This is a genomic window from Corynebacterium faecium (assembly GCF_027257105.1).
GTDB classification, from domain to species: domain Bacteria; phylum Actinomycetota; class Actinomycetes; order Mycobacteriales; family Mycobacteriaceae; genus Corynebacterium; species Corynebacterium lehmanniae.
Window position 1 is genome coordinate 41,288 of sequence record NZ_JAPYJX010000001.1, and the last position, 21,794, is coordinate 63,081.

19 protein-coding genes, 1 tRNA gene and 1 pseudogene are annotated in these 21,794 nt (G+C 63.0%); 5 read left to right on the forward strand and 16 right to left on the reverse strand.

Translation table 11 applies throughout. The annotated features are described in order from the left end of the window. Positions 1–45 precede the first annotated feature (45 nt). From O5O53_RS00270 to O5O53_RS00315, 10 genes and pseudogenes are all read right to left on the reverse strand, one after another. Positions 46–1,239, reverse strand: a complete 1,194-nt coding sequence (locus O5O53_RS00270) for a YbfB/YjiJ family MFS transporter (protein ID WP_367616708.1) — start codon at positions 1,237–1,239, stop codon at positions 46–48. After that, positions 1,226–2,926 (reverse strand): FAD/NAD(P)-binding protein, encoded by a 1,701-nt coding sequence (locus O5O53_RS00275; protein ID WP_269507755.1) that lies wholly within the window; start codon positions 2,924–2,926, stop codon positions 1,226–1,228. The genes O5O53_RS00270 and O5O53_RS00275 overlap by 14 nt, the downstream gene beginning before the upstream one ends. Before the next feature lie 50 nt (positions 2,927–2,976). Beyond that, positions 2,977–3,129: pseudogene (locus tag O5O53_RS00280) on the reverse strand (integrase core domain-containing protein); the annotation flags it as partial. 218 nt (positions 3,130–3,347) lie between these two features. Next, entirely contained in the window at positions 3,348–3,767 is a 420-nt protein-coding gene (locus O5O53_RS00285) for a single-stranded DNA-binding protein (protein ID WP_269507758.1), read from the reverse strand. Positions 3,768–3,858: 91 nt separating this feature from the next. Next, positions 3,859–4,002, reverse strand: coding sequence for a hypothetical protein (locus O5O53_RS00290; RefSeq protein ID WP_005291046.1), 144 nt, complete (start codon positions 4,000–4,002; stop codon positions 3,859–3,861). A 160-nt stretch (positions 4,003–4,162) separates the two neighbouring features. Next, the gene (locus tag O5O53_RS00295) at positions 4,163–5,185 is read right to left on the reverse strand and encodes a DUF4192 domain-containing protein (RefSeq protein ID WP_269507761.1); all 1,023 of its coding nucleotides are present in this window, start codon (positions 5,183–5,185) and stop codon (positions 4,163–4,165) included. A 171-nt stretch (positions 5,186–5,356) separates the two neighbouring features. Then, entirely contained in the window at positions 5,357–5,470 is a 114-nt protein-coding gene (locus tag O5O53_RS00300) for a helix-turn-helix domain-containing protein (protein ID WP_269507764.1), read from the reverse strand. Between the two features lie 174 nt (positions 5,471–5,644). Further along, positions 5,645–6,379 carry an ATP-binding cassette domain-containing protein gene (locus O5O53_RS00305; RefSeq protein ID WP_016456434.1) on the reverse strand — a complete coding sequence of 245 codons (735 nt, stop codon included), beginning with the start codon at positions 6,377–6,379 and terminating at the stop codon, positions 5,645–5,647. Next, the gene (locus O5O53_RS00310; RefSeq protein WP_269507767.1) at positions 6,366–8,150 is read right to left on the reverse strand and encodes a bacteriocin-associated integral membrane family protein; all 1,785 of its coding nucleotides are present in this window, start codon (positions 8,148–8,150) and stop codon (positions 6,366–6,368) included. Before O5O53_RS00310 ends, O5O53_RS00305 begins: the two co-directional genes overlap by 14 nt. A 227-nt stretch (positions 8,151–8,377) precedes the next feature. Next, on the reverse strand, positions 8,378–8,500 hold the full coding sequence (locus O5O53_RS00315; protein ID WP_496197143.1) for a hypothetical protein: 123 nt from the start codon (positions 8,498–8,500) through the stop codon (positions 8,378–8,380). 579 nt (positions 8,501–9,079) lie between these two features. Between O5O53_RS00315 and O5O53_RS00320 the strand changes: the two genes are divergently transcribed. After that, complete coding sequence (locus O5O53_RS00320) at positions 9,080–10,258, forward strand: IS1249 family transposase (RefSeq protein WP_269507772.1); 1,179 nt, start codon at positions 9,080–9,082, stop codon at positions 10,256–10,258. Between the two features lie 148 nt (positions 10,259–10,406). Here the strand turns inward: O5O53_RS00320 and O5O53_RS00325 are convergent. Both O5O53_RS00325 and O5O53_RS00330 read right to left on the reverse strand, forming a co-directional pair. Next, positions 10,407–10,480 (reverse strand) — tRNA-Met (locus O5O53_RS00325). A gap of 149 nt (positions 10,481–10,629) precedes the next feature. Beyond that, positions 10,630–13,536, reverse strand: a complete 2,907-nt coding sequence (locus O5O53_RS00330) for a UPF0182 family protein (RefSeq protein ID WP_437177831.1) — start codon at positions 13,534–13,536, stop codon at positions 10,630–10,632. 172 nt (positions 13,537–13,708) lie between these two features. Between O5O53_RS00330 and O5O53_RS00335 the strand changes: the two genes are divergently transcribed. Further along, positions 13,709–14,197 carry a PPA1309 family protein gene (locus O5O53_RS00335; protein ID WP_181890064.1) on the forward strand — a complete coding sequence of 163 codons (489 nt, stop codon included), beginning with the start codon at positions 13,709–13,711 and terminating at the stop codon, positions 14,195–14,197. A gap of 10 nt (positions 14,198–14,207) precedes the next feature. Further along, complete coding sequence (locus tag O5O53_RS00340; protein ID WP_269507778.1) at positions 14,208–14,933, forward strand: hypothetical protein; 726 nt, start codon at positions 14,208–14,210, stop codon at positions 14,931–14,933. On the opposite strand, the gene O5O53_RS00345 is transcribed toward O5O53_RS00340, so the two are convergent. Further along, positions 14,934–16,007: a YlbL family protein gene (locus tag O5O53_RS00345; RefSeq protein ID WP_269507781.1), complete on the reverse strand. Its 1,074-nt coding sequence runs from the start codon at positions 16,005–16,007 to the stop codon at positions 14,934–14,936. A gap of 101 nt (positions 16,008–16,108) precedes the next feature. On the opposite strand from O5O53_RS00345, the gene O5O53_RS00350 reads away from it, so the two are divergent. After that, entirely contained in the window at positions 16,109–17,542 is a 1,434-nt protein-coding gene (locus O5O53_RS00350; protein ID WP_269507784.1) for a zinc-dependent metalloprotease, read from the forward strand. Here O5O53_RS00350 and O5O53_RS00355 read toward each other — a convergent pair. Next, positions 17,539–18,066 carry a M48 family metallopeptidase gene (locus O5O53_RS00355; RefSeq protein WP_269507787.1) on the reverse strand — a complete coding sequence of 176 codons (528 nt, stop codon included), beginning with the start codon at positions 18,064–18,066 and terminating at the stop codon, positions 17,539–17,541. The genes O5O53_RS00350 and O5O53_RS00355 overlap by 4 nt on opposite strands. A gap of 42 nt (positions 18,067–18,108) precedes the next feature. On the opposite strand from O5O53_RS00355, the gene O5O53_RS00360 reads away from it, so the two are divergent. Then, a complete protein-coding gene (locus O5O53_RS00360; RefSeq protein ID WP_269507789.1) occupies positions 18,109–18,939 on the forward strand; it encodes a hypothetical protein in 831 nt (276 codons plus the stop codon). A 19-nt stretch (positions 18,940–18,958) separates the two neighbouring features. On the opposite strand, the gene O5O53_RS00365 is transcribed toward O5O53_RS00360, so the two are convergent. Continuing rightward, positions 18,959–21,007, reverse strand: coding sequence for an ATP-dependent DNA helicase UvrD2 (locus tag O5O53_RS00365; protein WP_181889970.1), 2,049 nt, complete (start codon positions 21,005–21,007; stop codon positions 18,959–18,961). Then, on the reverse strand, positions 20,998–21,792 hold the full coding sequence (locus tag O5O53_RS00370) for an NAD(+) diphosphatase (RefSeq protein WP_239356804.1): 795 nt from the start codon (positions 21,790–21,792) through the stop codon (positions 20,998–21,000). Before O5O53_RS00370 ends, O5O53_RS00365 begins: the two co-directional genes overlap by 10 nt. Between the last annotated feature and the right edge of the window lie 2 nt (positions 21,793–21,794).

Here is a 21,794-nt window from a genome sequence, read left to right on the forward strand (position 1 = left end):
AAAACCTCACGTGAAGAAAATCGGCATGCTCTGTGCTATCCATTTTCACCCCTGCTTTCTACCAGTGCCGGAAACAGGAAGGTGGGCGCCGCGCAGCGTGAAAAACATCGCGACAATCAATGAACCAGCCGCCACTGCGAAACTCAAGGTAGTTGAGTTACTAAACACCACAGCGATAACCGCAGGGCCCATAATTTGCCCCAAGCTGTACCATGTCGTTAGGGAAGCCGCCGCAACTGGGCTCCCCGCTTTGAGACCCGCTTCAATAGTCAGCATCGTTACCCCCATGAAGGTAGCTCCGAACAAAAACGCCGACACAAACAAAAGACCGGGCCCAGAACTGAAGACTGCCACGACAGCACCTGTAACCTGCAGGAAATAGCATCCAGCAAGCGCTTTGAAGGTTCCCACTCGGTTTGCCGCATACGACCAAAACAACGGGGATGGAGCGGTGGCGCATCCAGCTACCAGCCACGTCGAGGCGGCGGCTGTTTGCCCGAAAACCGGCTGCGCTAGAACCACCAGATATGTACCGATGATGATATAGCCTGCGCCTTGGAAGAGATATCCAGCAGATAACCACCGCAATGGTTCAAGCGAAGATTCCTGTCCTTGGTCACTTCGTGGCCGAGTAGAAGAATCGGAGCGATTTTCACGTATTGGCCAATTCCATGCAAGAAGCGAAAGTGCTGCACTCACTGCTGCGCAGATAAGCCACAGTGCCCGCCATGAGATAACGCTTCCCCCCATGAGGACAATTCCTCCGGAGATGAGGATGCCTAGCCCAACCCCAGCGTAAATTATTCCACCATCATGGGCTCGGCGTTTGACCACGGGAATATTCTGCGTCACCGAGACGAAAACTAGAGCTGAGATGGCCCCAGCCAAAAAGCGGACCGCTATTTGCCACCACGGTGAGCCAGAGAAAGCAACCGCCGCCAGGAGCACTGTCGTCAACACAAGGGCTGCCCTGTATAATCTTCTAGAAATCGGCACCCACCCTCGGGAGGCCGCCAAAGAACCCGCAAAATACCCGGCGTAGTTGGCGGTGGCGATCCACGCGCTGGACTGTCCCGACCAACCCAGGGAACCTACCATCAAAGGCAAAATGGGGGTGTAAAAGAATCTGCCCAAGCCCATGGCTACTGCTAGGCCGGCGGTACCACGCGACACCAAAAGAGCATCCCGGTGGGTAGTTTCAGTCGCAGCGGAGTGAGCGTCTCCCTCAGGCTTCCCCATTGTTTTCCTCCTGATTGTTTTCCTCCTGTGCAATCATTTGCTGAGAGGTATGCCCAACTGCCAACACAACATTTTTGACCACTACCGTGTGCCCATCAGAGTCCATGAGAGCGTATGCCCCCTCTTGATCGGAAATAGATAGCACTCGCGTGGGCACTAAGCGAATATCTACATAATCTCGATAGGCAGTAACTACCTGAGAAGCTACCCAGTGAAGATAAGCGCCATAGAGAGCCCTAGATGTATAGGTGCCTGGCCCCGTTTGCAGAGCCTCTTCCAAAAGGACAGGATCTGAGTGCAGGAAGGCAGAGGCTTTCTCAGATTTCAGCCATTCGTAAAATGTGGGCCCCTCGAGACACCTCCCCTCGATACCGGCGCCGGAATCAGGGAAACCACTGAGCTGAGATGCCACAGTATTCATGAGGAGAGCAGGAGTCCGATAAGGATTCCACACCTTGCCGGATCCGAAGGATGAATCATCAAACCAGACCAGTACGGGTGTTTCTTCTCGATCATTACTGTGCGCCAACCGGTCCAGGGTTCTTTCGACGACCGCCAGCCCTCTCGGCCCCCCGCCCACAACAGCTACCTGGGCAGCCAGAGGAACGACTCGACCGACGCCTAGAGAAGTAGAATATGGGGTCAGCTCATCAACAATATCGGCCGCAGGTGCCGAATGGGCGCACCCGTAGTTCACTCCCGCCCAAAGGTTAAGGCTTTCCACATCGCCAGCGTAATTAGCATTTGCTCTTAACTCTGAAGTCAAATGGTGAAGTTCCGGATACATCGACGGAGCGGACTGGGAGTACTTTTCAGTAAAAGTATTGGTGATGGCGCGAGCCGATCTTCCGGTGAACGCTTTAGTAAGGGTGGTCGGCCGACCGCGTAACTCTTTCAGAGCAATCTTGTGGGTATGTTTCGTCCCCGCCTCATCTGCGAGAAGAAAATGGGTGCCCACCTGTATAGCCCATGCACCCCAGCGAAGGAGTGCGAGGGCTTCTTTTGCAGTCGCGATACCACCTGCAGCAATAACAGGCTTACTTACTTTAGATAAGGCATATTCCAGCAGTTCAGAAGTAGAATGAGTCGATCCCTCACTCTCGGTAGAGAGCACAGTCGCTCGATGGCCTCCAGCTTCTGCCCCCTGAACACATATAGCATCACACGAGGTGGATGCGAGAAAGTCGATCTCATGAGGCGTTGTCGCATTTAAAACAACACTTTTCCCTGCTTCTTGAAACTCATGGATCAACGTTTCATCAGGGTAGCCAAACGTAAAAGAAACTACTTGAGCCTGCGAGCTTAAAGCAATGTCTATCTTTTCCCGGTAAAAGTCGTCCCCCGTAAAGGGTCGATCAGGTAGCTCCCCAAGTATCTGGGTATCCGTTTCGAGTAAGACGCGGTATCGCTTCCATAGGTCCTGCTCCTTAGAAGAACGCTCTCGATCCGGAGGCGGGCAGAATATATTTATCCCGTACGGGCCGTCCGCTTCACCTTCAACCTGTTGAATTGCCGATATCAGCTTTTCTGGAGTTAAGTAACCTGCAGCAATATTTCCCAAACCGCCGGCATTCGTTACCGCGACACAAAGTTCAGGAGTAGATGGCCCCCTGCCATTGGCGCCAAAATCAAGGGTCTCTTCAAAGTGATCATGAGTGAAATCCTTACTCAGTGAAATCCACGGCATGATTCACGCTACACAATTTCTGCAGCGTCCTGGGTTTAGTTCCGCTTCTTTTACGGCCCTGTGTTGATGGGCTCGGTGAGATAGTACTCGGTTTCTATTTCCTGTGGGGTGGCGTAGTCCAATGCTTCGTGAAGTCGCTTAGTGTTCCACTAATGCACCCACCGCAAGGTGGCCAGTTCGACTTCTCCGACCGACGTCCACGGGTCGGACCATTTCGATGATCTGATGGCCCGCCCTCTCCTTGAACTCAACGGAATACTTTCTGGGCATAGTGCCTAATCCTTCCTTACCTGAGGTAGGAACTAAACCCGGGACGCTTCAAACTGTACGAATCGATGTATGGGTCGACCACGACCTCGGCGGATCTAGTATCTTGAAGAAAAAATAACCCCGCAGGGAAACCTGCGGGGTGTTGTTGTAACTAGAACGGTGCTTGTTCAGCGTCTGCGAGCGCTGCGTTCGCCGCCTCGCCTCCGCGACGGGCAGCGCGAGCAGCGGACTCCTTCTTGGAATCAATCAACTGCACCGTGTCGATGCGCGCCACCAGCGGGTACTGCTTCTGGCCGTCCTTGTCGGTGTAGACGTCGGTTTTCAGCGAGTAGCTCACCGCGACGCGGCCGCCGGAGCCGATGCAGCCGAACACGCCGGGGTTCTTCGCGTCCTGGACGTAGCCGGTCAGCTCCACGATCTCGGACTCGACCTTGCCGGTGGCCTTGTTCTTGAAGGTGTTGCGCGCATAGACGCTGAGCTTCACCGTCGCGCCACCGTTTGCGTGCTCGAACAGCTTCGGTGCGCGAGCTGCGTTGCCGACGATGGTGCCGTTGTTGAATGGGTTGGACATGGTGGTTCTCCTTACGTGAGTGGGTGTGAATTGCTGTGCAGTTTGGGTACTTAAGCAGCGGCTTTGCTGCTGCGGGGTGGTTGCGCTGTCGTTACAGCACTGCCCAGGGCAGCGGTGTGCCTGCCGCCTCTAGGTCGCGCAGTTCTTGTGCTGCGCCCGGATCGGCGTCCTCGCCGTCGATGCCGTCGGCGAGCTGGTAGAGCAGTTCCAGGTCGGTGTGGATGAAGTCGCGCATCAGGTGCCTCCTTGTTCGGATTGATGGTCAATCCGTCTGTTGGAGACAGCTCTGCTGTCTAGAGGTCGCTCCCCTACCTCGTTGAGGTATCTGTCGTCGCAAGCCACGACCCCGCGAGAAAAAGAAACCCCGTTGCATCGCTGCAACGGGGTGTGTGGTGCTACTCGGTGAACAAGATCGTGCGGGTCTTCTCGGCGCCCTCGCGGACGAGTTCAACCATCCGCTCGCCTTGGCCGATGTCGGTCAGCTTGGCCACCAGCGAGGCGAAGTTCTCCTTCGGCCCGATCTCGGTGGCTCGCTGCGCAGCCACGCCAGCTAGCCCCGGTTGGCCGGTGGCGTGGGCGAGCACGGCAACAGTGGCTGTGAGCTGCGCCCGCATCCCTGGCCAGCTGGTCGGGACAGCGCGCATAACCTGCTCTATGAACGCAAGGCCCGCCTGCGGCTCATCGAGCAGTGCTGCAAGCAGTGTGTCTCGCAAGCGCGGCGTGGTGAAGCATTTCAGCGCAGACCGAACAGCGCGCGTGCTCGGCTGGGTGATCCCTGCCGCCGCCTGCTCGTATTCACGCTGCAGCATGTCGGGAAAAACGGGCGGGATATACGCCAGCGCGTCTTCGATGATGTCGGCGTGCTCGGCAGCGTCGATGCCGTGATCGGTGCTGTTCAACCGCGCCTCGATGTCGTCTTTGCTCGGCTCCGGCAGCTCTCCGGTGTCTGCAAGCATCTGCTGCAGCGCCGCCGATGCGGCGACCTCGCCAACAACGCCGTGGCGCGGCTCGTCGATGAACGGATGCTGATTCACAGACCACCACGCAGCCCCAGTGACGATCTCGGGCACCTGCACCACCCCGAGCAGCGGCGGTAGGTGCACTGCCCCACTAGTGAGATACGTGGCCGTCTCGACGAAGACCGGCTGCGCAATGTCATCGCTGATCATGTACGCGATAACAGCGTCGAGTTCGAGGTGGTGGACCCACGCTGCGAACCGCTCGCGGCTCTCGGTGAGCTTCTCCACGGCCTCGTCCAGGTCGAACCGCGCGACCGGGCCGAGGCGGATGGTGTCGACGCCCTCGTCGTCGACGAAGAACGCGAGGATCAGCGAGTTGTTCGGGTAGAAGCCGAGGATGCCGGGGAGGTTCGCAAGGATCTCGCCGTGAGATGCAAGCGTGTGGGAATGAGTGGACATGGCAGTGCTCCTTTGCACGAATACGGGGTGTACATGGTCAATCCCGTATTCGGTCCGGCTCTGCCGGTCGCGCCCTGCCACGGCACCACCGCACCTGAAGCGTGCTGAGCGTCGCTAGCGCAGCCTGATGCTCGGCTTGCCGGGTGCGGGCGCTAGCGACGCAGCATGTGCTTAAGCGTCGGCTTCGATGCGCTTGAGAGCGCGATAGATCGTCGGCCGCGAGACGTTGAAGGTGCGCGCTACAGCGCTGACGGACTTGCCGCCGTCGATAAGCTCCTTGGCCATCTGCGCCTGCTCAGTCAGCTACGCTGACCCAAGCAGCATAGCTAACCCCCGACGTGTCTACTTTCCGGGGGTCAGGCCCGTGCTCGACAACCCCAGCGGACTCAACGCCCACGCCAGCGTCGCGGACCATGCGGCCGGGTACCGGAAGGTGGCCAAGGCCGCGGGCATCGCGATTTAATCCCGCGCAGAGCCGGAGACTGTGACCTGGCGATCATTGATGCGCAAGGTGCTGTCAGCGGCAGCAATAACTGCGGCATCGTGCGTGGCGGCCAGAACGAGTGCGCCCCCGTCCGCAGCTCGCCGCAGGAGCGCGATAACTTGGTCGCGGTTAGTGGGGTCGAGGGAGGCGGTCGGCTCGTCAGCGAACACATAAGCCGCGCCGCGGAGCAGGGCTCGGGCGATCGCCAGCCGCTGCTGCTCGCCTCCGCTGAGAATAGCTGCCGGCCCGTCGAAGGGGACATCAAGACCGACTTCGCCGAGGGAGTGCAGCAATTCTTCTTTGGAGTATTGCTTCCTGGATAGCCCGAGGGTGAGGTTATCTTCGCAGCTTAGTTCGGGAATGATTCCGTGGTCTTGGTGGATTATCGCTGCGCGTTCTCGCCAGAACCTCCGCCTCCGCTTCATCCTCCACGCGGAGGCATTCTCACCGTCTATCCGGAGGAGGCCGTCCGCCGGCGGCAGGAGCCCGGCCAAGGTGTTGAGCAGCAAAGTCTTTCCGGAACCGCTGGCTCCACAGATGGCGACAAAGCCTGGCCCGGGTAGGGAAAACGTTGCATTTTCCACGAGGGACTTCTTCACCATCCGCGTGCTGCGCCCCACAGAAAAAGTCGACTCCGCGGCGAGACAGAGATGAGAGGTGGAAATCTCCGGCGGCAGAGTGGGGGACTGATTGGGGCTAGCCAATGACATTGTGACTCCTAGGGGAGGCGGACATGTGCTGAGAAATACTGAGACGGACAAAACCGAGGTAGACGATTAAGACAAGGCAGCTTAGCGCGGTGAAGGTGTAGAGGAACGGGTTGGGAAGCAGTAGCGGAGCCAGGACGGACAATATGACGACAACTGTCAGGCTGACCAGTTGGCTTTTGAATAGTCGCCACATCGTTTTGTCCGGTGATTGCCCAGCGCTGTGGAGGAGTACCAGGAGGCGACGGTGAACTCGGAGCTGGATGCGCGCCTGGACTATCAAGGCCGCAAGCGTGGCGAGCAAAGCTCCGAGGACGCTCAGGATACTCAGCCAGAACAGCGCCGTGCTGGCTACTAGTTCGGCCAGACCGCGATCGGCCGCGCGTACCGGGTACACGTAGCCTTCGAGGCCGGCAGCGGTAAGTTCTGGACCCAGTTCCGAGAAATCCGCGAAGAGCAAATTTTTACTCGAAGCTGTGGAGCTTAGGAAGTCTGCGTCGAAGCCGGATAGATCGTCCGTTTCAAGCACGTAAAAACAATCGCCGGGAACCAGTTCCCCCGACATTGTTCCACTAATGAATCCGACCGCATGATCGGCACTGACCGGACCAATTTGCGCAGACTTAAGGAGCAGGTCGCCGGATTCCTGAGCCCACAGATCCACGGAAGCTGCGAAATGCTCTTGGGCTGCGGAATAGTCGACCGAGTGGTTGTCGTCTCCGGGACGGAACTGATAATCCTGCAGATCGTGCCATTGGCGGTTAGCAAGTGCCACGGGGCAGGAGTCCGGCACACCGGTAGCTTCTTTCGGCAAAGTATGGCTGAGGACAGCCCCGTGCTCCCGTTCCCAGCTGAGCGCGAAGTCGCGGAAGTTCTGCTGCACACTGGGCGGCAAGAGCTCGCCTCCTTCCACGCGGCCAGCAGGGCCGTCGAAGTTGGCTGAAAAATGCAAGGCTCCAAACTCCGCGAGAGATTTCCAGGTCTGTTGGGCCTCGGATTCCTGCTGGTAGGAGCGGAGCGCAGCCGCTGAGCTAAGACCCGCTGCTACAAAGGTCACGCAGGTAAAGACCGAAATTACTTTCAGCGCTTTTCCCGCCGCCTTCTCTGCGGGGGCACGCTGCCCCAGCAGCGCTACTGCGCGGCGCAACAATGGGGCGGTGACGGCTACGGCCAAACCGGTGGTAGCCAGGGCCAAGCCTATCCCGGCGGCGTAGAACCTGAGGAACAGGAGGGCAAAAGAATAGCTCCCTTGGCGGGCGAGGAATGTACTCGCAAGGCCAATGAGAACTAGGTGCGGGAGGATGACAAAGGTCCATTGCCGCCAATTGCCTTTTTGACTGCGGTGCCCGCCATTTATTGTGCGCAGCGCTGCCAATCTAAGACCGGAAACCCGAAGAACAAATACCAGGGCAAAAAGGGAAACGACAAATAGAAACAGGATCGCCACCAACGCGGGCAGGCGGAAGACGACCGATTGGATGAGGTGAAGGAACTGCGTCTTTTCGCTTAGCCTGAGCCCGTCATTCCTGGCCGATTCGTAGAAGTGGTTCGCATTGCCACCCGTTGCTTTGGGAACCAAGACGTAGTCACCGTGGTAATCCAGCGACCCAAGCTCACTGGCCGCTTGGCTCAAGGCATCCGGCCGGTTGAGCCGGGGAATGCGTTCCGGTGCTGGATAATTTTGCTCCAGCGGGATGAAAACCTCGTGGGAAGTCCCGCTTGCGTCATCGGTGCCAGTCAGCCGGTAGATGGAGTAGCCGTTCTGCTCGGCCAATGAAACCAGTGAGTTACGGATTACCGTCGGTGCGTAGTCTGACTCAAGTTCCTCCGCGAGTGAAGTCTTAGGCTCGACGTAGTCAAGACTAAAGGTTGATTCGACCCCTAAGGACAAGGGCTTGGTGGAGTCAACCAGGGCTGTCAGCAGCCACCCAGTAGTCGCGATGACTGCAGCAAGAAGTAGGCTCAAAAGCCCAAGTACTAGGGGTCGAATGCGCATGAGTTCTAGCAGAAGTTGTAGTAGTAGCTGTCCTTAGTGCCCGGCAAATTCGTTGCCCAAAGCTCGGCGATCGACTTCTGGCCGCCGCGGGTGTTGATGCTTCGTTGCGTTCTGTCGTTGACGATCACAGTCGAAGTATGGCACCGATTCACGGTGAAATAAGAACGCGCCTTAGCGTCCCAGAATCCGTCGATCTCGTACGCCCCGCGCCTGACGTGCTGCTACGTGAGCGCAGTTACAGGATGGAGGTGTACGAAATCGTATTACATGACGCTAAGTGTAACACAATTCACAAATTGGCGATACCGTACAGCGAGAATTAAAATTTCGCCGCTCGACGTGCGAGGCGACAAGAGCCGTGTCATACTTCCCGCGAACGCCACGGTTGAGCAGTGTCGCCCCCGATACACGAGGGCAGATCTCCCCCGAACTGCCGGCTCCCGTGGCGTTCCTCGTTGCGGCCGACCTCGCAATCACTAAGCAATGTCCCGAGAACCTGCACCGCTTGGTTGGAGCGTCGCGGTTCCGTTTGGTGCAGGATTTTGGGGTTAAGGGTCAAAAAGTGTGTCCAGAATCGCGGATTTTTAGGGATTGACCTGTAGGTTTCAGGAAAGTATATGCTTCCGGGGCATATATCTGGGTCTCGAGCGTTCAATCCTCGGTGTGGCAGCGTTGGTGTGCTATGCGCGGCGTGGTGTGGTGTCGCAATGTCAAAGAACCAACCTCGCTGCTACTGCGGCGGTGAAATGAAACGCAACGGCACCACTAGCAAAGGCACCACCAGATGGCGCTGCAAACAATGCGGCGCCTCCAGCGTGAAACGCCGAAGCGACATCACCAACGCGGCGGCGTTCACCGTCTTCATCGACCACCTCACCACCGGTGCCAGCCTCGATACTGTTGCCCGCCGTGTGGGGTGCTCACCGCGCACGATGCAACGTCGATTCGAACCGTTCTGGTTCGTTGATGTGCCTGACCCCACCGCCGGCCACGACAAGCGGGTCTACGACCAGATCTTCCTCGACGGCACCTACACCGCCGGCGGCTGTTTGATCGTCGCGGCGACCATCGACCACGTGATCGCCTGGCACTGGTGCAAACGCGAAACCACCCGCGACTACCAGCTGCTGCTTGAACGCATCGAAGCCCCACTCATCGCCGTCATCGACGGCGGCCAGGGAGCCTACAGCGCGATCAAAAAGTGCTGGCCGACCACGAAAATTCAACGCTGCCTCGTCCACGCCCAACGGGTGGTGCGCCGCTACACCACCACCAACCCGCGTACGGATGCTGGGCGCACCATCTACCGACTTGCGCTGAAACTGACCCGGATCACCACGCTGGATGAAGCCGCCGCATGGGGTGCGCAGCTGCACGAGTTCTCCACGATCTACCGGTCATGGATGGACGAGAAGACCCTGATCAAGGACCCCAAAACCGGTGCATGGACACGGGTGTGGACACACCACAACGTGCGCAAGGCCTACAACAGCCTCAACCATCTTTGGCGGTCCGAGATGCTGTTTGTCTACCTCAACCCGCCAGCAGGAGTCCTTGCGCCCGAGCGGATCAAATCCACCACCAACAGCCTGGAAGGCGGCATCAACGCCCAGCTCAAACTGCTCGCCAGAACCCACCGCGGCAGATCCGGTGAACGACAACGCCGCATGCTGGATTGGTGGCTCTACTTAAAAACGGAGCTGCCTGACGATCCAGTACGAATCGCCAGGCAGTCCGACTGGGGCCAGGGCCAACTCGCCAAAGTATCCACCCTGACCCGAAACGAGAACCAAGCCGACCACGAAACAGGACGACCAGCCCTCTACGACAACGCTATCGACACCGACTACACCCACTCAATCGGCATCCAAAAAGGCCAAATCTAACCCCCACGACACGCCGGGCCAGACACACTTTTTGTCGTTTAACCCGGATTTTGACCCTAGTGCACCAGCTAGTGCACCAAATGGCGATCCGATCACAAAATGAAGAAGACCCCTACCAGCATTTGCACTGGTAGGGGTCTTATCTTAGTAGCGGGGGCTGGATTCGAACCAACGACCTCTGGGTTATGAGCCCAGCGAGCTACCGAGCTGCTCCACCCCGCGTCGGGCGTTTATGTGATTATCGCCTGTCGCCGTAACCGGCAACGTGGAGTTACTATACATACACCAACTAATAGCACCAAACCTCCTGCTCAAAGGAGGTTTGGCGCTTTCGTTTTTGTGCTCGAGTGGCGCGCGTGCGCGGATCGTGCTTACTGAGCCCGCTGGTACTCCTCCACCGCACGGTCCAGGCGGTCCAGGGCACGGCCGTACTCCTCGAAGGAGCCGTCGCGTGCGCTCTCCAGGTTGCGCAGGGCGTCGTTGATGTTGTTCATCGCCTCGTCCTTGTTCACCTGCGGAGCGTCCTGGCCATCCTCCGGCTTGGCCTCGCCTTCCGGCTTAGCCTCCTGGCTCTCGCCCTCCGGCTTGGAGTCCTGGTTTTCGTCCACAACCTCGATGTCCTGGGCGGCCGAGGAGTGGATGCCCACCTGGTCAAGCGCCTGGGAGATCGTCGGGGCGTAGCCCACCTGGCCGCGGTAGAACACCAGCACGCGCAAAAGCTTCGGGAAGGCAGAGGCCTGGTCCTTGCGCTGCGAGTAGATCGGCTCCACGTAGAGGATCTCGCCGCCGCCCACCGGCAGGGTAAGCAGGTTGCCGTTCTTCAGGTCGTTGGTGCCCTCCCACAGGGTGCGGTCGCGCGCCACCTGGTCGGAGGACATCAGGGCGTCCTGCGCCTGCTTCGGGCCCTGGGTCTGCTTGTTCGTCGGCAGCACGCGCACGGTGATCTGGCCGTAGTTCTCCGGGTCGGAGGACACCGCCATGTGCGCGGAGAGGAACTCGCGGTTCAGGCCGCGGAACGGGGTGATCAGCTGGAAGGAGGCCTTGTCGGTCTCCGGGTCGGCCGCCACCACGTAGTACGGCGGCTGGTTCAGCTGGCCGCGGCCCTCAGGCGCGGTCGGGTCGTTCGGCACGGACCAGAAGGCGTCGTTGTTGAAGAACACGCCCGGGTCGTCCACGTGGTAGCGCGCCAGCAGGTCGCGCTGGACCTTGAACAGGTCCTCCGGGTAGCGCAGGTGCTCGCGAAGCGACTCCGAGATGTCGGACGCCGGGCGCACCGTGTCCGGGAACACACCCTGCCATGCCTTGAGCACCGGGTCGGACTCGTCGAAGGCGTACAGCTCCACGGAACCGTCGTAGGCGTCCACGGTGGCCTTGACGGAGTTGCGGATGTAGCCGACGTTGTCGGTGATCAGGCGCTGGGTGGTGCCGTCCGGGTTCAGCGCGTCCTGGGTGGTGTCCTGCAGGGATTTGCGCGTGGAGTACGGCATCTGCGACAGCGTGGTGTAGCCGTCCACGATCCACTTCACGCGGCCGTCCACCACGGCCGGGTAGGTCTTGGAGTCCGTGGTCAGCCACGGGGCGACCTTCTCCACACGCGTGCGCGGGTCGCGGTCGTAGAGCACCTTGGAATCGCCGCCGACGCGGTCGGACAGCAGGAAGTTCAGCTCCTGGTACTTCACCGTGTAGGCGAGGCGGTTGAACATGTTGCCGATGTCCACGCCGCCCTTGCCGTCGTAGGTGTAGGTGGAGTTATCCGTGTCGTACTCCACTGGGCCCTGGCCGGTCTCGCCCACAATGGCGTAGTCCAGGCCGTCCTTGGCGGAGGCGATGACGGGTCCGTAGTAGATGCGCGGCTCGTCGACCTTGATGCCCAGCTCTTCTGCGTCCTCGGAGGCCTTGGCTGCGGCGTTGGACTGCAGGTCGGACACCGTGAAGATGGGCAGGCCGCCGCGGGTGGAGCCGGCGTCCTGCGCCGCCTCGTCCACGGTGTTGGCCTGGGCTGCGATGAAGCCGTTGCCGTGGGTGTACACGGTGTGGCGGTTAATCCAGTCGCGCTGGTTCTCACTCAGCGAGTTCGGGTCCATCTCGCGGGCGGCGACCACGAAGTCGCGCAGCTCGCCGTCCACCTGGTAGCGGTCCATGGCCAGCTGGTCCGGGAATCCGTAGAAGTTACGCAGCTGCTGGTTCTGGGTGAACGTCGGGGAGATGATCTCTGGGTCCAGAAGTCGCAGGTTGGAAATCGTGGCCGCGTCGGAGGCGACGTCCGAGTTGGAGGTGTTGCCTGCGCCCCAGTCCTCCAGGTAGGTCACGTTGTCGTCGGTAAGCCCGTACGCCTCGCGGGTGGCCTCGATGTTGCGGCCGATGTACTCGTACTCCTTGGCCTGGCGGTTCGGCTTGACGGAGAACTGCTCCATCAGCGCCGGCCACACGTTGCCCACCACCAAAGAGGACAACAGCATCAGCACAGTGGCCAGCACCGGCACGCGGAAGTCGCGGTAGACAATGGAGGCGAAGAACGCCGCCGCGACCAGCACGGCGATGACGGTGAGGATGATCTTCGCCGGCAGCATCGCGTTGACGGTGGTGTAGGAGGCACCGGTGAAGATGTCGTTTTCGCCGTAGAGCAGGTAGTAGCGCTCCAGCCAGTAGCTCACGGCCTTCAGCAGCATCCACAGGCCAGCGGTGACGGCGAGCTGGATGCGCGCGTCCTTGCTAATAAAGCCGGAGATGCCGGAGACCTTGTTGCCGATGCGGATGCCGCCCAGCAGGTAGTGGCCCACCGCGGCGACCAAAAACGCCACCAGCAGCAGCATGGAAAGCGTGTCCACCACCGCGGAGATGCCGGGCAGCGTAAACGCGTAGAAGCCCAAGTCCTTGCCAAACTGCGCGTCGGTGGAGCCGAACTCGCCGCCGTTGAACCAGAGCATGAACACGCGCCACATGCGCTGGCCAGCCAGGCCGGACAGGATGGCGACGACAACCGGCACCCACACCAGCATGCCGCGAACGGACCGCTGCACCTGCTGGCGGTACTGGGCGGCCTGGTCGAACGGCGCGGCCTGCTCCTGGGGCCTGCCGCGCCACGCCAGGCGCGCGGCGATCCAGGTGATCGCACCGCCGATCAGGGCGAAGATGACAAACAGCACCACGCGGACCAGGATCACGCGGTTGAACACGCCTCTAAAGTCCACCTCCCCGAACCACAGGAAGTCGGTGTACAGCCCGACTGCCATAGGCAAGAGGAAAAGAATGATGGCCAAGACACCGATGGTGGTCATCAACCCCGTATTCGGTTTCTTGGCGCGTGGTTGTGGCCGATTGAGGCGGGTAGCCAAGCCTGCTCCTTAGGAATTAGTGTGTGCAACGCAGTTAAGCTTCAAGCTTAAATAATCCAACGTCAAACTTGCCCGGAGGGTTCCCGTGCGCGAACAGCAAGCATTAAATAAGGCCATGATGGAGGCCGTCGAGTTCGTCCACGCGGAGGGGTGGGACGCTCCCCCAACCTTGTTCGGCCTGGTGCCGACGCAATTGCTTGTCGACGAGCTGGGCAACCTGGACGACTCTTCCCCGTTAACACTGGTGGTCCAGGACCTCCCAGAGCACATCCTGCCCGGCTCCGAGGAACTGGGCGAGTACGTCTCACGCATCGCCTGGCCGCGCGAGGTCGAAGGCGTGATCCTGGCCCAGGAGATCGTGTTCAAGGACGCCTCCGCCGGCGAGGACGCCGAGCCGCGCCCGGCGCGCCTGTTCTCCGGCGTGCTGCGCGAAGAAGACATTGAGCAGACGCTGTTGCAGCTGCGTCTGACCGATCAGGAGCTTGAGGAGCGCGGCGCGTTCGCGCAGGACGACATCGAGCTGCGCGGCGGCCCCGGCGTGGCCCCGGGCGTTGTGGCGGCGCTGCGCTACGGCCTTGAGCAGGACCCGGACGAGCTGGTTTAGGATGTCGGTTGTGTCTACTTCCCGCGCCTCGTCTCGTAGCTGGTCCCGTTCCATTGCCGTCGCCGCCGCGACGGCCGCAGCGCTGACGCTTGCGGCGTGCTCCAACGATTCCGACTCCGACGATCCCGATACCCGCGCGCCGGAGATCACCTCCACGGAAACACCGCCGAGCGAGCCGGAGCAGAACGGCACCGAAACCAGCGCCGAGACAGACGCGGGCACCGAGACTGAATCAACGACGGCGACGTCGACGCGAAGCGAGACCGCTTCCACGTCGGCTACCTCTGGCACGTCCACGAAATCGCCGTCGAAGAAGACTGCTGCGGGCACGGCGGATGCGACGTCGACAAGCAAGAAGCATGAGACTGACGCGCTGGCGGAAGTGCGCGAGCGCTTCGCCACCTTGGCCCCTGAAGAATTCTTCGACCAGTTCGACGACTGCGCCGCGGGCGGTTTGAGCGGCTCCTTCGACTGCTCCGGCGAGGGCATCGGCCAGTTCCAGTTCTTCGACTCCGACTCCAAGGCCGCCTCGACAACGCAGCTTCTGACGGAGCTGCGCTCCTCGCGCGTGGTGGAGGACAACGGCGACCGCGTGGTGGGCTGGTCCACGCTCGGCACCTCCGCGATCATCACCGTGGTGGACAACGAGGCCGGTCAGGTAATGCAGCAGCTGATTTCCACCGACCAGGAGGATCCGCGCCAGCGCATCTACGACCTGGGGTTGGCCAAGCAGTAGCTACTCGCAGGCGGGCACGTCGCGGCCCGCGGCGAAATCCTCCATCGCCTCGACGGCCTCGGCGAGGTTGTCCACCTTCGCCACCGTCATGTGCTCCGTTTCCACGCGTTTGACGGCGTCGCAGTTGCCGGCGGGCGCTAGGAAGAGCTCGGCGCCGTCGTCTTCGGCGGCGCGGATCTTGTGGGTGATGCCGCCGATGGGGCCGACCTGGCCGTCCTCGTTGATCGTGCCGGTGCCCGCGACAAACTTGCCGCCGTTGAGCGCGCCCGGGGTGAGCTTGTCGATGACGGCCAGTGAGAACATCATGCCCGCGCTCGGCCCGCCAATGTCGTTGAGGTTGTAGTTCACGGTGATGCCGCCGGCCGGTTCGGAAGTCATGAGTATGCCCAGCATGGGCTGGCCCTTCTCGTGCGGGTTCTCCCCCAGCTCCACCGACTCGGTGTGCTCGTTGCCGTCGCGCTCGACGGTGATCTCGATCGTCTCGCCGGGTGTCTTCGCGCGCACTGCGTCCTGGACCTCCTGCGGTGTTTCCACCTTCTCGCCGGCGACAGCGGTGATCTGGTCCTGCGGCTGCAGGAACCCCTCGGAGGCACTGTCTTCAATCACGTCGTGCACCACCACCGTGGTGGGACGGTGCAGGTAGTGCATGGCCGCCACCGTCGCAGATGCTTCGGAGGCGACAAACGCCTGCTGGTTGACCTCGCGCACCTGGTCCTCGTCCAAGTCCGGCGGCATGATCTGCTCCACCGGCACGATCGTGTCGTCGGTGGCGATCCAGCGCCCCAGTGCCTGGCCGAGCGTCATGTTTGTGCGCACGGACACGGTGGTCATGTTCAGCTTGCCGCCGGTGTCCAGCGTCTCCGCGCCCTCGATGTCAACGACGGGCTCGCCGCCGACCTCGCCGAGCGTGTCAAAGGTGGGCCCCGGCCCCTCCGCCGCGTACGGCACGGTCAGGCGGATGTCGGTGCCCGGGATGTGGTCCGCGGTCAGCGCACCTGCCAGCAGCACGACGGGGATGGACCCCCAGACCAGGGTCGACCACCGCCGGTTCCGTGCTTCACGTGCTTTGGACATGGGCGCAGATTCTAGCGCAGGAGGCGTGAAGTACTGGTGCTGGACCGTTGCTGGCTCTCAGCGAACCCATGCACTCGCGGGCTGACTGTATTCTGGCTGGCATGACTAACGGATTCGGCTTTTCCTTTCCTAACGACTCGAACGATGACGGCGAAAACGACGGCAACAATCGGGGCGGCGACGGAAACGGCCGCGGCGACGCGAACAACCCGTTTGCCGCATTCGGCTTCGGCGGGGGCCAGCCCGGCGGGGGCGGCTTAGGCGACGTGTTTAACCAGCTGGGCCAGATGCTCTCCGGCATGGGCTCGTCCATGAACGCCCAGGGCGCGGGCGACGCGGTGAACTTCGAGCTGGCCGCGCGCATGGCTCGCCAGCGCGTCGCCGGCGCCAACCCGGTCTCCGACGCGGACACCCGCGCCGCGGAGGAATCCCTGCGCTTAGTGGAGCTGTGGCTGGACGAGGCCACGGACCTGCCCGCCAGCGGCGCCAAGGCTGAAGCCTGGAATGCCGAGCAGTGGCTGAACCAGACCATGCCGATGTGGAAGCGCCTGGTTAACCCCGTAGCCGAGCACATGAACCGCGCCCAGCTGGACTCCATGCCGGAGCAGGCCCGCGAGATGATGGGCCCGATGGCCGGGATGATGAACCAGATGAACGCCATGCAGTTCGGCATGAAGCTCGGCCACGCGCTGGGCGATTTGGCGCAGCAGGCTCTGACTGGCACCGACTTCGGCCTTCCCGTCGCCCCCGCCGGCACCGCCGCGGTGCTGCCGAAAAACATCACCGAGATTTCTAAGGGTCTGGATCTGGCCGGGCAGGAAGTGATGGTCTACATCGCTGCCCGCGAGGCCGCCCGCCAGCGCCTGTTCCGCCACGTGCCGTGGCTGGTGGAGCGCATCGTCTCCTCCGTGGAGGAGTACGCCGCAGGTCTTGAGATCGACACCTCCCACATCGAGGAGGTCGCCCGCAACTTGAACCTGGAAGGCGGCGACCCGCAGCAGATCCAGGAGGCGCTACAGAACCTGCAGGGCGAGGACCTCTCCCCGCGCGTGGGCACCCGCAACGCCGGCGCCACCTCCCGCCTGGAGACGCTGATCGCCCTGGTGGAAGGCTGGGTCGACGTGGTGGTGGCCGAGGCACTCGGCGACCGTATCCCGTCCACCCCGCAGCTGGCCGAGGCGTGGGCGCGCCGCCGCGCCACCGGCGGCTCCGCCGAGCAGGCCTTCGCCAACATCGTCGGCATCGAGCTGGGCGCCCCGCGCACCCGCGACGCCGCCGAGCTGTGGCGCCGCATCGACACCGCCGTGGGCACCGAGCGCCGCGACCAGGTGTGGAACCACCCGGACTTCATGCCGTCCGCGGAGCACCTGGACAACCCTGCGGCGTTCATTGACACGCTTCTCGACGATCAGCCCGACACCGACTTCGATGACGAATTTGCCAAGCTCGAGCAGGAGCTGCGCGACAACCCGGAGCTCAAGCGGGAAGACGGCGACGGCAAGGACGACGGCCGCGAGGACGGCACCGAGCTCTAGGCCTCTGAGCTTCCGAAGCGCTGGTAGGCCTCCAGGTAGCCGCGGGCGCGCTCCGCGTACGGCACCTTGTCCGCCCACTGGTAGAACTCGGCGCTGTGGTTGGGGATGAACGTGTGCGTCAGCTCGTGCACGATCACCGCGTTCAGTACGTAGTCCGGCACCTGCTTTAACCGGTCACTGATGCGGATGTCGCCGGTGGACACCGTGCAGGATCCCCACCGGGAGCGCTGGTTGGACACCCACCGGATTGAACCGATGCGCGCCTGACCGTCCAGGACGCTCGCGTTGAGGGAGTCGGCGCGCGTGCGCAAGGAATCGTCGTCAAGCGGGCGCGCCTTTGTCTTGCGGTCGAGCTTGGCCAGCATCTCGGTGACCGCCTCGCGCTCCTGCGCATCGGTGAAGTGCGCGGGGATGCGGATCTCCGCCACTCCGCCCACCAGCCGCGCCTGCACCGAGCGCGTCCTGCGCGCCGAGCGGATCACGCGGTACGGCGTCGAATTGTTCTGCGTTTGCCTGCCAGCCATGGCAATGCATTGTAGGATCCCGCATCGGGGGTGGATGCAGGGATGATCAACAACAACTCACGGGTGAAACTCGCCCAGGGCGCGCACCCGTTTCTGCGCGCAGACAACGTCATGCAATTCGGCACCGACGCCACGCGCACAGGGTTGGTGACCACCGAGCACGCCAAGGACGTCGCCGCGCTGTTGGGTGTGCTCATGCGGCCGCGTCGGCTGGGCTGGGTGGTCGAACAGCTCGCCGAACTCATCGGCGCCGAGGCCGCGCGCAGCTTGGTGGACGACCTGGTCAGCTACCGGGTGCTCGTGCCGGCTATAAAACCCGAGGTGCTGCTGGTCGGCCACGGCAGATTGGCCACGGCGGTGACCGCCAGGCTGCGCGAGTGCGGATTAGATGTGCGCACGCAAGCGCGCAACGAGGCGCTGTCGAAGTTCCTCCTGCGCGGCGACACGTGGGTGCCGGTGGCGGCGGTGAACACCACTGCCCTACTCGGCGAGCTCGCCGCACTGACCCGACAGCGACAGGGCGCGGTGCTACCGGTGACACAGGTGGACGCGCGCGTGGTGGTGGGCCCGGTGTGCGCGCGGCCTGGCCCATGCCCGTTGTGCGTGCGCCTCTACCTTCTGGACTGGGACCCCAACTGGCCCGTGGTGGAGCAGCGCGCGCCGCTGAGCGTGCAGGGCGAGCCCATCGCAGCCGCGGCCGGCGCCGCGTTTGCCGCGGTGTTGCTGCGGCGCTTGGCGGGCGTGCCGGACCCGCCCGGGGTCTCCGCGCCAAAGCCAGACGCTGGGCTGCTCACCGTGGTGGACCCGTTCGCACCGCACCCAGTGCCCACGGCGACGCTGCCGCCGCACCCGGACTGCGCCATGTGCTTCTAGGGGGCTTCTAGGGGTGCTTCTAGCGGAACTGCCCCAGCACCTCGAGCACGCCCGCGCCGTAGTTGTCCACCTTCACCGGGCCCACGCCGGAGACACCGAGCAGCTCGCGCTCGTCTGCAGGCATGGCCTCCGCGATCGACATCAGTGTCGCGTCCGTGAACACCACGAACGCTGGCTGGCCCGCGGCGCGTGAGACGTCCAGGCGCCAGCGCTTCAGCGCGGCGTAGACGGCCTCGTCGAAGTTCGGCTCGCATTCCTCGTGGCGACCCAGGGATTTCTCCGCGGGCGTGCCTAGCTGGTTGCCGCACACCCGGCAGCGCTTCGCGCGCTTGAGCCGCTGCGGAGATTTTTCCACCTCCAGCTCCGGCACCAGCCCGTCCAAGAAGCGCGAGCGGGTGCGGCTTTTGTGCCCGCCCTCCTGGCGCGCCAGCGACCACGACATGTGCAGGTGCTCGCGCGCACGCGTGACACCGACATAGAACAGGCGGCGCTCCTCCTCGATCTGCTCGTCGCCGGCTTTCAGCGCGTGCGAGATCGGCAGCGTCTTTTCCACCAGGCCGACCAAGAACACCGCGTCCCACTCCAGGCCCTTCGCGGCGTGCAGGCTGGCCAGCGTCACCCCGTCCACCGCCGGGGGCTGCTTCGCCTCCGCGCGGCGGCGCAGCGAGCCCAGCACCTCCGCCATGGTGGATGCCTCGCGGGTGCGCACGATCTCCTCGATCAGATCCACCAGCGCGCTCAGGGACTGCCAGCGCTCGCGCGCCTTCGCGCCCTCCGGTTCCTCCGGCGTCAGCCCCAGCGGGGCGAGCGCGGCACGCGCGATGCGCACCGGATCGTCCGGCAGGTCCGTGCGCTTGGAGGCGCGCAACAGCTGCGCGAACGCCTCGCGGATCTCCGCGCGCTGGAAAAACCCCTCGCCGCCGCGGACCTGGTAGACAATCCCCTCGTCCGCCAGCGCGGCTTCAAACGCGGCGGACTGGGCGTTGATGCGGTACAAGATGGCGATTTCGCGGGCAGGGACGCCGTCGTTGAGCAGCTTGCGCACCTTCTGCGCCACCGCGCGGGCCTCCGCGGGCTCGTCGTCATAGCCGTTGAACTGCGGTTCTGGACCGTGCCCGCGCATGCCCTGCAGCTCCAGACGGGTGCCGGCGATGCGGCCGCTGGCCTTGCCGATGACGGTGTTGGCCAGGTCCGTGATCTCCACCGTCGAGCGGTAGTCACGCTGCAGCTTCACCACGGTCGCGTGCTCGTACGTGCGCGAAAAGTTCAACAGGTAATCCGGGGTCGCGCCGGTAAACGAGTAAATGGTCTGGTTGGCGTCGCCGACCACCGTCAGGTCGTCGCGGGTGCCCAGCCAGGCCTCCAGCACGCGCTGTTGCAAGGGGGTGACGTCCTGGTACTCGTCCACAACGAACGACTGGTACTGCGCGCGGAACTCCTCCGCCACCGCCGGCGCGTTCTCCAGGGCCCCGGCGACGTGGATGAGCAGGTCGTCGTAATCGATCAGCATGCCCTCCGGGCTGGTCTTCGCCTCCTCGTAGAAGCGGTAGACCTGCGCGACCTTCTGCGCGTCCGCCGGAGGGGTGCGCGGGGAGTCGGCGATGCGCTGCACGTAGTCCTCCGGGCCGATGACCGATGACTTCGCCCACTCGATCTCACTGAGCAAGTCGCGCACCATTTCCTTGCCCGTGTCCAGGCCTGCGGCGCGGGTGGCGCGCGCGACGATGGGGAACTTGTTGTCCAGCACCCGCCACGGCAGATCGCCTGCGATCTGGGGCCAGAAGTACTGCAGCTGGCGCATCGCCGCGGAGTGGAACGTGCGCGCCTGCACCCCGCCGATGCCCATCGCGGTCAAGCGGTCGCGCATCTCGCCGGCGGCGCGCTTGGTAAACGTCACCGCCAGCACACGGTTCGGGGCGACCTGGCCGCGGTCGATCAGGTTGGCGATGCGGTAGGTGATCGTGCGGGTTTTACCCGTGCCCGCGCCGGCGAGGATGCACACCGGCCCGCGCGGCGCTTCCGCCGCCACACGCTGGTCCTCATCCAGCACGCTGAGGTCTATCGCCATGGGTGTGCTCCTTCCGGGTTGGGTGTCTGCGGTGTCGGCGGTGTCGGCCGTGTGGCCGCCCAGTCGTCGATGAGCGCGCGGGCGATGGTGCCCTCCACCGCGAGCGTGAGAGAGTCCAGTTCGTCGCGGCTGGCCCACACGGTGCGTGTCAGCTCGCCGTCGGTGGGCGCTTGCGCATTGACGTCCGCCGTGCGCGCCGCCATGCCGAGCATGAGCGCGCCCGAGAGTGGCCACGGCTGGGAGCGCAGGTAGCGCACGCCGGTTACGCGCCGACCGGTTTCCTCCCACACCTCGCGGGCGAACGCGGCTTCGAGGGTCTCGCCGACATCCACGTAGCCTGCCACCAGGGTGAGGTAGCCGGGGCGGCGGGCGTTTTCCACCAGCAGGATCCGCTCGCCTTTCGGGTCCTCCACCAGGCCGATCACGCACGGGTCCAGCCGCGGGAAGATTGGCCGGCCGGTGGCGCCGCGGGCAACGATGCCGCCGTCGCCCCAGCGCACCTCGGAACCGTCCGCCGGGTCGAAACGGGTGCGCTCGCGGGCGTTGACTAAACCGACCGCCCGTGCCGCCAGCGGGTGGCAGGCGTGAGTGCGCGCGTCCCCGGTAGCCCCGCCTGGCCCGGCGAGGTCTGCCGCGTCGACGCCGTGCACCCGGGCCGCGGTGACCTCGCGGGTCACGTGCACGCGGGAGGTGATTTCGGTGGCGGCCGGAGGTGCGTCGAAAAGCTTTGGCTCCCCGTCGGTACCGAGTGGGAAGCGCCCGGCAGCATCGATGAGCAACAGCATCC